At 69.8% G+C, this 12,113-nt stretch carries 7 protein-coding genes and 1 pseudogene; 1 reads left to right on the forward strand and 7 read right to left on the reverse strand.

Annotated features, from left to right (window positions below; genetic code table 11):
• Nucleotides 1-11 precede the first annotated feature (11 nt).
• The 7 genes and pseudogenes from ACSDR0_RS16980 to ACSDR0_RS17010 all read right to left on the reverse strand — a co-directional run bounded on the left by ACSDR0_RS16980 (nucleotide 12) and on the right by ACSDR0_RS17010 (nucleotide 9,127).
• On the reverse strand, nucleotides 12-491 hold the full coding sequence (locus ACSDR0_RS16980; protein ID WP_435289777.1) for a PASTA domain-containing protein: 480 nt from the start codon (nucleotides 489-491) through the stop codon (nucleotides 12-14).
• A 283-nt stretch (nucleotides 492-774) separates the two neighbouring features.
• Nucleotides 775-2,973, reverse strand: coding sequence for a hypothetical protein (locus tag ACSDR0_RS16985; RefSeq protein WP_435289778.1), 2,199 nt, complete (start codon nucleotides 2,971-2,973; stop codon nucleotides 775-777).
• Nucleotides 2,970-3,812, reverse strand: coding sequence for a hypothetical protein (locus tag ACSDR0_RS16990; RefSeq protein ID WP_435289779.1), 843 nt, complete (start codon nucleotides 3,810-3,812; stop codon nucleotides 2,970-2,972). Before ACSDR0_RS16990 ends, ACSDR0_RS16985 begins: the two co-directional genes overlap by 4 nt.
• Nucleotides 3,813-3,945: 133 nt before the next feature.
• A complete protein-coding gene (locus ACSDR0_RS16995) occupies nucleotides 3,946-4,962 on the reverse strand; it encodes a hypothetical protein (RefSeq protein WP_435289780.1) in 1,017 nt (338 codons plus the stop codon).
• Between the two features lie 105 nt (nucleotides 4,963-5,067).
• Nucleotides 5,068-5,682: pseudogene (locus tag ACSDR0_RS17000) on the reverse strand (ATPase, T2SS/T4P/T4SS family); the annotation flags it as partial.
• Nucleotides 5,679-6,725 carry a septum site-determining protein Ssd gene (gene ssd, locus ACSDR0_RS17005; RefSeq protein ID WP_435289781.1) on the reverse strand — a complete coding sequence of 349 codons (1,047 nt, stop codon included), beginning with the start codon at nucleotides 6,723-6,725 and terminating at the stop codon, nucleotides 5,679-5,681. The gene ssd and the pseudogene ACSDR0_RS17000, both read right to left, overlap by 4 nt.
• Nucleotides 6,726-8,362: 1,637 nt before the next feature.
• Nucleotides 8,363-9,127, reverse strand: coding sequence for an oxidoreductase (locus ACSDR0_RS17010; RefSeq protein WP_435289782.1), 765 nt, complete (start codon nucleotides 9,125-9,127; stop codon nucleotides 8,363-8,365).
• Between the two features lie 467 nt (nucleotides 9,128-9,594).
• On the opposite strand from ACSDR0_RS17010, the gene acs reads away from it, so the two are divergent.
• Nucleotides 9,595-11,580: an acetate--CoA ligase gene (acs, locus tag ACSDR0_RS17015; protein ID WP_435289783.1), complete on the forward strand. Its 1,986-nt coding sequence runs from the start codon at nucleotides 9,595-9,597 to the stop codon at nucleotides 11,578-11,580.
• Nucleotides 11,581-12,113: the final 533 nt, after the last annotated feature.

The raw sequence follows: 12,113 nt of genomic DNA on the forward strand, positions 1-12,113 counted from the left end.
GCACTCGGTCTTCAGCACCACCAGCGGCGGCTGCAGAACTTGCTCTCGCCACGGTCGCGATCAGGCACGTTGACGTCCGGCCGAGTAGTGGGGACCTTGCGAGTAGGACGCTTGGTCCCGTACCGAATCCAGATCTTGACCGTCTGGCCAGCGACCAACCTGGCGCCCTTCTTCGGCAACTGCTTCGTGACTTTCTCCCGGCCGACGGCCATCGTGGCGTCCGCTGTCCTGGCCACCAACACCGTGTCTCGGACCGGATTGAACAGCTTGGCCACCCGGGCCAGCGTCCACCCGGACACGTTCGGCATGGTCTTGTGCTTGGCGTAGAACCGCGCAGCCTCCGGCGGGAGAGCAGGCGTCGGGCTGGCGGCCTTCGTCGTCGGGATGGCGGGAACGCTCGTCAGGGAGGGCATCCGGTAGGCGCAAGCGTCAGGCAGGGCGCCCAGGGTGATGAGGCCGATGATCGCCCCGAACAAAATCTTGAGCTTCATGATCCTTTTCTCAGGTCTTGAGAGATTCTCTCGGACAGGGAAATCGACTTCGGAGAGTGATCGCCATCCCGATAGACACCAGCAGGCGAGGGGAGGGGGACCGCTGCGTGTTTCCGCAGGTCGCCGCTCCTGCCCCTCCCCTGATATCTGGTCTGCACGACAACCCTAAAAGGGTCGTTTTTCCAGGTCATGCAGTCTGCACGAGAGGCCTACACCGCGTCTACACTGTGTAGCCCCGCGTGCAGACCTACGCCCCGATTGCCGGCCGACACGATCCGTAGCTCTAGGCCATGGCCGCGAGGTCTCGCCCGGCCGCCGCCAGCAGCGCCGGACGCGGTCGAACTAGGCCCGTCGACCGGCGCCGGGTCGGGATGCCAGCACCGTCCAGAAGGGCGGCAACGCGCATCTCCGTAGCCTTGCCCGGCGCCAGCCCCATGCGGGACGCAGCCATCGCGGCCAGCTCGGCCGCAGGCACCCACTCCGTCGGCCAGGCCTGGACGTCGTCGGCGATCGACTCCAGGAGCGCCAGGGCCTCGTCAGAAATCGGCTCCGGCTCGGCCAGGGCGGCCACAACGTCGCCAGCTTCCCCCCCTACGTAGACGTCCGCAGCGTCCAGCCCAGCGGCGGCCAGCGTCGCGCTGTCCAGCAGCGGGCACCGACCCAGCTCCGCGTACCGCTCGGCGCGGGACTGCGCCACAGCGCCCGACATGTAACCGACCTTCATTGGCAGGGCCAGGTCATCGCCAGCACCGGCGACGTAGAACGTCCCGGCGTCGTTCGGGGCGTCAGTGCTCGTGGCGGGTTGGTAGCGGCCGGGGTCCCATCCGCGCGACCTCGCACCGGCGCCGAACAGCAGATCGGCCTGCCAGTCCTGGAGACCAGGCCCGGCCGCGCGGAACGCCACCTGACCGGCGATGCTGTCGCCGAGCGTGTCCTTTTTCGCGTCCTGGCTGGCGAAGATGAGGAACACAGCAGCCTTGCGTCCGATCCGCAGCAGCGCCACAGCGGCCTCACGGGCAGCAGGCGACAGGCGCGGGTACTCGTCCACGATGACCGCCAGCGCCGGGCACTGCGGAGACGACTGCCACGAGTCGCCCATGCCGAGCTTCCGCAGGAGCCGGGTACGAGCCACAGCAATGGCCACAGCGTCCGTCAGCGCGCGCTCGCAGTCGGCCGGGTCCAGGGCCACGCGGCCCATGACGGCGGCCTGCGGAGCCTGGCCGACGCCGGACGGGTCCAGGTCCCAGATGTGGACGTCGGCGGCAGCACCGAGGCCGTCAGCTATCGACCGCAGGAGGATCGACTTACCGCCACCCGAGGCGGCCAGGATCAGAGAGTGCTTGCTGGCGAACGCCGTAAGGACCTGCGCGCCGTCGAGCCTCTGTCCGAGCCAAATCGGCTCGTGAACGGACCGGCGTGCGCCTGCGTAGTCAGGCACAGGCGGCATGTCAGCCCACGGGTCCGACTCGACAATCCGCAGAGTGACGCGGGCACGCCGGTCGCGGTGGGGAGTGACCAGGACGCCGGCCTCGCGCACGTCCAGCAGCGTTTCCAGATCCGCAGCGGCCCGGGTGATGTCGCCCGGCTGCCCCTGTCGCATCTGCACCAGAACCTCCCAGCCCCACGACGTCGCGGCGGCCGACAGGGAGCGGACGTTGATCTTCTCAACCGCCAGGGCACGGCGGACAGCCTCCATGGCCACGTCGGAGGTCGAACAGTCAGCGATCGGGATGACCGTGAGCAACCCGCCGTCCTGGCGGATTCCGACGTCGGAGCCGTCCCGCGTCAACAGCAGCTTGCGGCGCCGGTCGTGCTCACACCGGATACTGCCACCGACGGCGGCCAGGCCGAAGAGCCCAGCAGCGGGCAGAGCAACCGGGCTGGCCAGGCTGGCGACGGCGGCCACCGCGTCGGCGAGCAGGCCGTTGAGCCCACCGATCACGGTGACGAAAAACTGGTTCGTGGGCTGCGCGATGTGGACGACCTCGCCAGCGGTAGCGCCCCAAGTCCCAAGCGCCACGGGGAACTTCCCGACCTTCGCCCGAGTGGTCCACGGAAGCGCGGCAACCCTGGCAACGGCACCCGCCCAGCGGGCCCGGTCCTGCTGGAGCTTGGTGTACATCGCCGCGTGCCGCTCGGCTACCTGGCCCCGGTGCGTGCCGCCCTCCCGGAGGTGAGCCAGCTTGGCCCAGTCCCAGACGCGTTCCCAGGTGTGAAGCGGCGTCTTGAGGACGCCATACCCGGCCACGCTGGCGGTGTAGCGCAGGATGCCCGCGTCCTGCGGGGACAGCGGTCGACGCCGGACATCCCCACGGCCGATCACGGTGGCGTAGACGGCCACAGAATCCCCGCCAGCGTCCTCGGGAAGATCGACGGACCTCCCCGTCAGGGTCTGCTCTACAGCGGTCTCAGCGTCGATCATGGGGCTCTGGTCAACATCGTGGGCATGTGGGGCCGGGCGCTCGATCTCGGTGGCGGTCATCGAGCACCTCCGGCCGTGCAGAACGGGTGGCGAGCGTCGAGGCCGCACGAGGGACAGGTGATCCCCTCAGCGACGTCGGCGGCAAGCTTGCGGACGATGTCGTCGAACCGGCGCAGGTGCTCGTACGCGCCGAAATTCGGGTCGTCCAGGAACTTGGCGGCGTAGGCCGCGACCGCACCAGGGCCGTAGTCGGCCAGGGCATCGGTGATCTTGTTCAGCAGCCGCGCTCGGAGCCAGGTCGGGGCCGCGCGGTAGTGGTCCGGGAGCAGGCTGAGCACTTCCCCAGCCACCCGCGAAATCTTGTCCCGGTTCGCCGAAGGCGTCGTGACGGCCTCACGCGCGGTACGGACCGTATCGGCGCCTACGGCGAGAGGAGAAGCAGGGTTTTCGTCGTTGGTCTTCTTCTTGGTCTTCTGGGTTGTTGTTCTTCTTATAGGGGCGGAAAAACCGTCGTCGGGAAACCCGTCGTTGGTGTTGACCTGGGGCGATGCAGTGTTTCCGCTGGTCACGTCCATTGACGGGTTTCCCGTCCGTGGTGGGGTCTCGTCACCATCGACGGGAAACCCGTCCGTGGTGGAATTCGGCGCCGCGAACGGGTCACACAAGACGTACTCAACGGTGCTGAACTTGCCGCCGATGCGCTCCCGCTCGCGCACCAGGTAACCCAGCGTCTCCAGCTCCCGGATAGCCGTACGAACCGACTCACGCCCGTCCGTGAAGGCCGAAATGATGGTCTTCTCCGACACGCGGAATCCGACCTTGTGGGACGCCAGCCAGTCGCGCAGGCCAGCGGCCTTCAGCGACACCCGGCGGTCGCGGAACCACTTGTTGCTGATCATCGTGAAGTTGTCGGCGGGGAATGCAGTGCGCCGGACTCCCCCAGTACGGTTGGGCACAGGTTTGCTCCTGGTGTAGTCAGGTTGTGGACCAGGCCCCGGCCGGTGTTGGTAGCACCGACCGGGGCCGTTTTCGTCAGGGGGTACGGAGCTCGTCGCGGAGTTGCGCGGCAGTCTCCCGAGCGCAATTGAGCGCCTTCCGGATGGCTTCCGCCGACGGCTTTTCCGGGAGGCGGCCGTTTGCGATCAGGAGGGTCAGCTCCGTCCGGTGGTCGCCTAGAGTCCGGCCACGAGGAGGGGTCGCCGCCTCCCTCTCCGACTGCTGGTCGGGGGCCGTCGGAGAGGGAGCCGGGGAGACCCTGCGGGAGGCCTTCGGGGAGGGGGTCCGATCGACGACCGGGGAGGGGGCCGGGGCGGTCTTCGGTGCGCTGTGGTCCAGGGTCGCGAAGGCCGCGAGAATGATCGGGAGGGCGGTCACGATGGCCACCGCGACGACCGGCCCGAGGATGTGAAGCACCAGCGCGGACAGTGAGAAATCGGCGGCGACGCCGGGCAGGTGCCTCCACGCGTTCATGCCGAGGGTGAGGCCGAGAAACAGCCACTCGATCCGGGTGAGGGTCCGGGACTCGATCGGCTGACCACGGGTGCCCATGTAGGCCCGCGCGCCCACGACGACCAGCAGGGCCATCGATAGGAACGGCTCGACGAACCAGGCGAAGATCCAGGCCGGGGACCAGGCCTGGGCTCCCTCGCTGGCGAACACCTGGACACCGGCGGTCGACCAGCCGAGCGCGAGCGTCAGCGACACCATGGCGGCGGTCACCAGCAGCTTGCGCATCTGCGAGGCCTGCCAGGCACGCATCATCGGGTCCTGAGCGAGCTCGTGAAGCCGGGCGGCCTCGTAGGCGGCCCGGCGGCGCCTGCGGACCTTAACCGAGTCGAGCATCAGCGGCCGGTCGTCACCCTGGAGATCGGCCAACAGATGCGCCTCAGCCACCTCAGCGCGGAGCTTCCGCACCCGGCGCGTTTCGCCGTCTACGGGGGCCTGCTGCGGCGCGGGGGCCTGCGAGGCCAGATAGGCCTCGGCCTCGTCGGCGAGGGACGAGAAATCGTCGTCAGGGTCGGGACCGGGCGGCGGGGTAAGCTGCTTCACAGATTCTCTCCTGGTCTAGTCAGGGGATGGATCCAGGTCCCAGCCGGGTGATGATGCACTCGGCTTGGGGCCGTTTTTTTCGGGCTAGGTGTGGCTTTTGCGTGGTGTGGGCTTGCCCGTACCCGTGCCGCCCGTGACCAGGAAGGCGAGCCTCGACTCGATCACCGCGGTGAGGACGGCGACGCTGTCGGCCCTGATCGCGCCCGCTTCGACCAGGTCGGGAAGGGTGAAGGTGCGCCGGGGCGGGAGTCGCAGGGAAAGGCAGGTGCCGTTGGGCGCCACGGGCGGAAGGACGGCGTGGAGCCGGACGCCTCCGGCGAGGCGGGCGTCGACGTACGGGCACGCGTCGTCGAGGCGCCTGCCCGCCGCGGAGGCGAGGCGCTGCGCGAGCCGCCGGAGAGCGTCTTCGCCCGGGAAGACGATCGAGGTCAGGCGCAGCCCGCCGCCGTCGTCGACCCACACCTCGCGCGGACCGTTCACCAGCACGTCGGTTACCTCGGCCTCGGCCAGCAGCGGCTCCAGCGGACCCGCCCCGATGAGATCGGCGCACAGGACCCGGGCCACCGCCAGGATCTCCGCGTCACCGAGCATCGCCCGCTCGGCTCGCAGCGCGACCGCGACGTGCGCGGCACTGGGCTCGACGCCCGTCCGGACCAGCCGTACGCGGACCGCCTCCACCAGCTCCGGCGAGACCGTCACGGCGGTCTCGGCCCGCTTCACGCGTCCGGCCCGAACAGCTCGTGCAGGAACGCGGCGCAGAACCGTCCGAGAGAGGTGCGGCGGCCGAGCGGGGGAACGTCCCCCCGGTCGAGTGCGGCGGCGAGACGAGGCTGGTCGGGGAGGCTGCCGCCGTGCGGGATGCCGAGCGAGGTCGCCACCACGTCGTCGTTCAGGACCCCGCTGCGCACGACGGCCCGCACCTCACCCGTGTGCCCGCGCAGTCCGGTGAGCACCTGGGCCGCGGCGAGCACGCCACGCACGTCGGCGGTGACGACCAGGAGGGTGGTGGCGGCCCGCCCGAGCGCCTCCACCGCCGCCTGGTCGAGGTGGCGTGGCAGGTCGACGACCACCAGGTCGAAGCCCCTGCGGCCCGCCTCAAGGACCGAGCGCATCGCCTCGGCCGGGATCGGGTCGGCCTCGCCCCGGTGGAAGGAGAGCAACGTCAGCCCGGCGAAGGTCGGCAGGGCCGCCTGGAGCGCGGTGTGGCTGACCCTGCCCTCACGGGCGACCAGGTCGGACCAGCGCGCTCCGTCGGACTCCTCCTGGCCGAGCAGGAGGTCAAGACCTCCGCCGAGCGGGTCGGCGTCGACGAGGAGGGTGCGGACGCGCTTCCGGGACGCGGCCAGCGCCAGCGCACCCGCCAGGACGCTGGCTCCCGCTCCTCCTCGCCCGCCCGTGACGCACACCACGGATCCGGGGCTCGCGGGCGGCTCGACGGCGTCGGCGAACTCGTCGACCAGCTGTCGCTCCGCGGCGGGCAACTCCAGCACGCCCTGGGCGCCGATCGCGACGCACTTGCGCCATGTGTCGGGATCCTCGGAGGCATGGGTGGCCAGGAAGACGCGGGGGCGAGGTGGCGGGCCGGTCGCGGCCAGGGCATCGGCCACGTCGCCGCCGACGACGACCAGCGGGGCGCGGTTCCAGTAGGGCCGGGCGTGCGCGGGCACGTGGGCGACGTCGAGCTCGGCCCCGGCCGCGGCGGCGACGCGGAGCAGGTCGTCGAGCAGATCATGGTCTTCGGTGATGACCAGCGGGCGGTCCACGGATCCTCCCTGGGGTGCGGGGATCCCACTGTCCGTGACGGCCTCCCCTCCCCGGGGCACCGAACGCCGCACTGTGGAAAACCGGCCGCCAACGGCCCCGCCTGTGGAAAACCGGCGGCCGTGCCGTCCGCGCACGGGTCCGTACGTGGGGATTCACCGGCACGGAAGAAGCCGGACGAGCACGGATTGGACCGGACGAGACCAGGCGGCCAAGCGATCAAGCGGCCAGGCGGGCCGATCAGGTGGCCGGCCAGGCGATCGGACGAGAGACAAGGATCGGACGCAGGACAGGAAGTCCCGAACGCACCGAGGCCCGGCCGTGCATGATCACACTCGGTGAACATCGCACCGGGGCGTACCGCTGAGGAAGCCCTCCGGCGAGGGAGCCCTACCGGTGAGGATCCGTGCCACCGAAGGAACGTGTCGGCGAGGAGACCGCCGCCCCGGGCGGAGAACAGGAAGGTGTGCCGCCGAGACAGAGGGCGGTCGCGAAAAAGGGCGACCCCCGCCGGGGGGGAGAGCGGGGGTCGCCAACCGGTCCGGCTCTGGGGGGGTAGAGCCGGTCCCGTTTCAGAAGAAAGCTTTCAACAGCTGACCGGAACATGGCAAGAGGATTGCGATGCAACCCATGCGCAGTTACTCCGGTTTGGGGAGATACCTCCTCATGCTGCCCGATCAACTCAAGTTTCGTCGAGGAGTAATCCCCGATTCCCACTAGTTTTTTTAATGTAACGGTCCAGTCTCCGGATACGGCCCCGGCGAGGCGCGCTCCACACACGGGCGAACGACGGTGACGCTCAGTGATCGCCGTCGGGGCGCCGGGGCGCCCGCCGGACACCACACCAACCGGGCCTCGCGAAGCATAAATCGTCATAAGAGGGGATTCGCCCATTAATGTCCCCCGATCCGTAAAGGTCTTGCTCCCAGGGCTTCCCATCAGCGCGGATCGGACGTACAAAGGTTTTACGGACCACTTGTCCGGGCACGGCCGCCGAGTACCCACGCGCCGTCAGCCGCGGGAGGCGCGCTGTAGCGGGCTTGTCCCGCTTCAGCGAATATCAGGTGCACGCTTGGTAACTCGGTTGGGACGTGCCAGCGACGGCGCCCCACACCAGGGGCGCCGTCGGTGCGTCAGGACGGCTTCTCGGCATGTCCGTAATCAGTGACCATCGGTAGTCGAACATGCGGTCGTCCGTCACTCAGGGGCACGGACGAGTAGGTGCGCGAGCGGGCCGAAGGCACGATCACGCCGATATGCACGATCACGCCAAGGACGCGATCCGCGAGACGTACGAGCAGACGGGCGTACGAGCACGCTGACGGGTACGGGCAGGTCAAGGACGTGAACACGAGGTATACGAGCACGCGGACAGGAACGGGCGCGGGACGCGCGCAAGCGTTCTCTCACCCGAACGGTCTCGTACGACTCGTACGATCCGCCACCGGGCCGCCGGTCGTCCGCGACGCGACCAGCCACCCTCGACCGCCGCAGACGGTGACCCCATCCCCGTGACCGACACACCACAACATCCCCCGTGACCGACACACCACAAGATCCCCGTGACGGACACGCCACGACGGACACCCACACCCCGAGCCCCCGCCGACCAGGGCGATCGGACACCGCCCGCCCGAGGTCAGCCGCGTTGCATGGCCTCGCAGATCGCCGTGGCCTCGCGCACCCCCAGCGTGACCGCCGACGCGCAGTGCCGCACCCACGTGGCGACGCCTTCGGGGGTGCCGCTCAGATACGACCGCAGCCCCTCCCCGTACGCCGGGCCGAGTTCGAGGTGGCCCACCTCGACGGCCACCAGCGACTTGGGGTCCAGGCCGAACTCCACCAGCGTCAGCCGCTCCGCCGCCCGCGCGACCACCCCATCCGCCGTCCCGAACGGGCGCAGCACGGCCAGTTCCGCGTGCACGATGGCGGCGAGCACCAGCGCGGGGGCCTTCGAGGAGGCCGTCACCAGCTCGACCAGTCCGTCCACCCGTGCCACCGTCTCCTGCGGTCCGGGGGCGGCCCCCAGGCCGAGCGGGTCGGGCGCCCCGGCGGTGGCCCTGGGACGTCCGAGGTCGCCGGCGCCTCCGCCCTCCCCGGTGAGGAGCCCCGAGGCGGCGAGCGTGTGCAGCCTGGCCAGCACCTGGCGAGGCGCCGCGCGCCAGGTCGCGCCGAGCCGCCCCACCTCGGCCGAGACCCGCAACGCGCCCTGCACCACGGGATCGGTGATCTCGGGGATGGCGTCGAGGGGTACGTCCACGCCCTCCAGGGCGGCCGACGCGCGGGCACCGCGCAGCGCGGACCTGGCCGACACCTCCGGGCTCTTACGCCGTAGCACCCGGTGCCCGTAGAGCCTGTCTACGGCCTTGCGCGCGTCGGTGACCGCCTCGGATACTCCGGGCATTTCCGCGATGACAGCCAATGGGTCGCTCACGCTGCCCGACCCTATCGGGACCGCTCGGTGAGACTTCGGCCAGGCCGCGAGGCACCCCGGCCGCCCTGGCTCTCCGGGGAGCCCTCCCTCGGGAAACCGGCCGTGGGAGAGCGACGCAGCAGACCGGCGCAGAAGACCGCCCTCGGGAGGCCCTCCCGGAAGCCACCCCCGGAAACGGCGGGCGAACCGTTCACCGAGCGCATGACACCGTCCGGCGCACCACCCCGATAATGCACGTTGAATAACGCCGTCTACATTCCTACGGTGTCGAAAACACAACGTTTCGATGGTCGTTCTCCCCAGATTTAAGGCGTTTTGAATGCCTACGGCCTCCCATCACCGATTGGTACAGACCTGTCTAGACCTCTTGTGGCGGACACGGGTGGCCTGGTGAAGTGGGACACGACCAGTCGATAGCAGTACGTGAGGAGTGCGTAGTGGCCCCGGAGACCCCTGGTTCCGAGTCGCGTGAGACCCAGGAGACGCTGTCGAACCTGCTGCACGAGACCCGGCGGTTCGCACCTCCTGCCGACCTGGCCGCGGCCGCGAACGTGACCGCCGACGCCTACGCGGAGGCCGAGCGGGACCGCCTCGCCTTCTGGGAGAAGCAGGCTGACCGGCTGACCTGGTCGAAGCGCTGGGACACCACCCTTGAGTGGAACCCGCCCTTCGCCAAGTGGTTCGTCGGCGGCGAGATCAACATCGCCTACAACTGCGTGGACCGCCACGTGGAGGCGGGCCGCGGCGACAAGGTCGCCTACCACTGGGAGGGCGAGCCGGAGGGTGACAGCCGCACGCTGACCTACGCCGACCTGCTGCGTGAGGTCTCCAAGACCGCCAACGCGCTCCAGGAGCTGGGCGTCGGCAAGGGTGACCGGGTCGCGATCTACATGCCGATGATCCCCGAGCTGCCGATCACGATGCTGGCCTGCGCCCGCATCGGAGCGGTTCACTCGGTGGTGTTCGGCGGGTTCTCCGCGACCGCGCTCAGCGGCCGGATCCTGGACGCGGACGCCAAGCTCGTGGTCACCGCCGACGGCGGCTACCGCCGCGGCGCGCCCAGCGCGCTCAAGCCGACCGTGGACGAGGCGGTCAAGGAGTGCCCCGGCATCGAGCACGTCCTCGTCGTGAGGCGGACCGGCCAGGACGTCGACCAGACCGACAAGGACGTCTGGTGGCACGACGTCGTGGACCGGCAGTCCGACGTCCACGAGGCGGTGCCGAACGACGCCGAGGACCCCCTCTACATCCTCTACACCAGCGGGACGACCGGCAGGCCCAAGGGCATCCTGCACACCACCGGCGGCTACCTCACCCAGACCGCCTACACCCACAACGCGGTGTTCGACCTCAAGCCCGACACCGACATCTACTGGTGCACCGCCGACATCGGCTGGGTGACCGGCCACTCCTACATCGTGTACGGTCCCCTCGCCAACGGCGCGACCAGCGTGATCTACGAGGGCACCCCGGACACCCCGCACCGCGGCCGGTTCTGGGAGATCGTGCAGAAGTACGGGGTCACGCTGCTCTACACGGCTCCGACGGCCATCCGTACGTTCATGAAGTGGGGGGACGACATCCCCGCCAAGTACGACTTGTCGTCCCTGCGGATCCTGGGCAGCGTCGGCGAGCCGATCAACCCCGAGGCGTACATCTGGTACCGCGAGCACATCGGCGGCAACCGTACCCCGGTGGTCGACACCTGGTGGCAGACCGAGACCGGCGCCGTCATGATCAGCCCGCTGCCCGGCGTCACCGAGGGCAAGCCCGGCGCGGCCATGCGCCCACTGCCGGGCATCACCGCCGACGTGGTCGACGACCAGGGCCGGAGCGTGGGCAACGGCGGTGGCGGCTACCTCGCGATCCGCGACCCGTGGCCGTCGATGCTCCGCACGATCTGGGGCGACGACCAGCGCTACATCGACACCTACTGGTCCCGCTTCGAAGGCATGTACTTCGCCGGAGACGGCGCCAAGAGGGACCAGGACGGTGACATCTGGCTGCTCGGCCGGGTGGACGACGTCATGCTCGTCTCCGGGCACAACATCTCCACCACCGAGGTCGAGTCGGCGCTGGTCTCCCACCCGAAGGTCGCCGAGGCGGCCGTGGTCGGCGCGACCGACCCGGTGACCGGGCAGGCCATCGTGTCGTTCGTGATCCTGCGCGGCAACGCCGAGGAGGGCGCGGACATCGCGGCCGAACTGCGCGCCCACGTGTCCAAGGCGCTGGGCCCGATCGCGAAGCCGCGCCAGATCCTCGTGGTCCCCGAGCTGCCCAAGACCCGCTCCGGCAAGATCATGCGGCGTCTCCTGCGTGACGTGGCGGAGAACCGCAGCGTCGGCGACGTCACCACCCTGGCCGACAGCACGGTGATGAACCTCATCTCGGAGAAGCTGCCCAGCGCCAAGAGCGAAGACTGAGCGAAGCGGGGACACCCGGGTGGGCCGGAAACGCGGCCCACCCACGGAGACCGAGCCTCCTGGGCACACCGGGTCCCCGTGAAAAGCCCTCCGGAAAGCCTCCCGAGAGCTCCCCCACGAGCTCACGGGAGCTCTCGTGACCTCCGCGGTGGTTCTCCCGGAGGCTGGGGCCCCGGCGGCGGCTCAACGGCTTCCCGGCGGCTCGCCGGTCGACGTCTCCGGATGCCTCCGAGGACACCCGCGGCGATGCCTCCGGCGTGTCTCCGGTAACGGAGATTTCCAGTCAGGGGACCGTTTCCGCCGATCCGGCGATGTTCGCCGGGCCGCCGCCGGGGTAGCCCTCGGCCCGTTGACATCCTCTTCATGGCCGAAGGCCGCCGGAGCCGGGAAATCCCCGCCCTCACCCACCGGGGGTCGCCGTCCAGACCCAGAGCCCGACGGTCCCGTACGGGCATCACATCTCACCCGGCGGCCAGGTTCTCACCACCGGAGCGCCGGGACCTCACCAAACCGGGGCAGTCCCACGCCTCTCT

This window comes from Streptosporangium sp. G11 (assembly GCF_051192615.1).
Lineage (GTDB): Bacteria > Actinomycetota > Actinomycetes > Streptosporangiales > Streptosporangiaceae > Streptosporangium.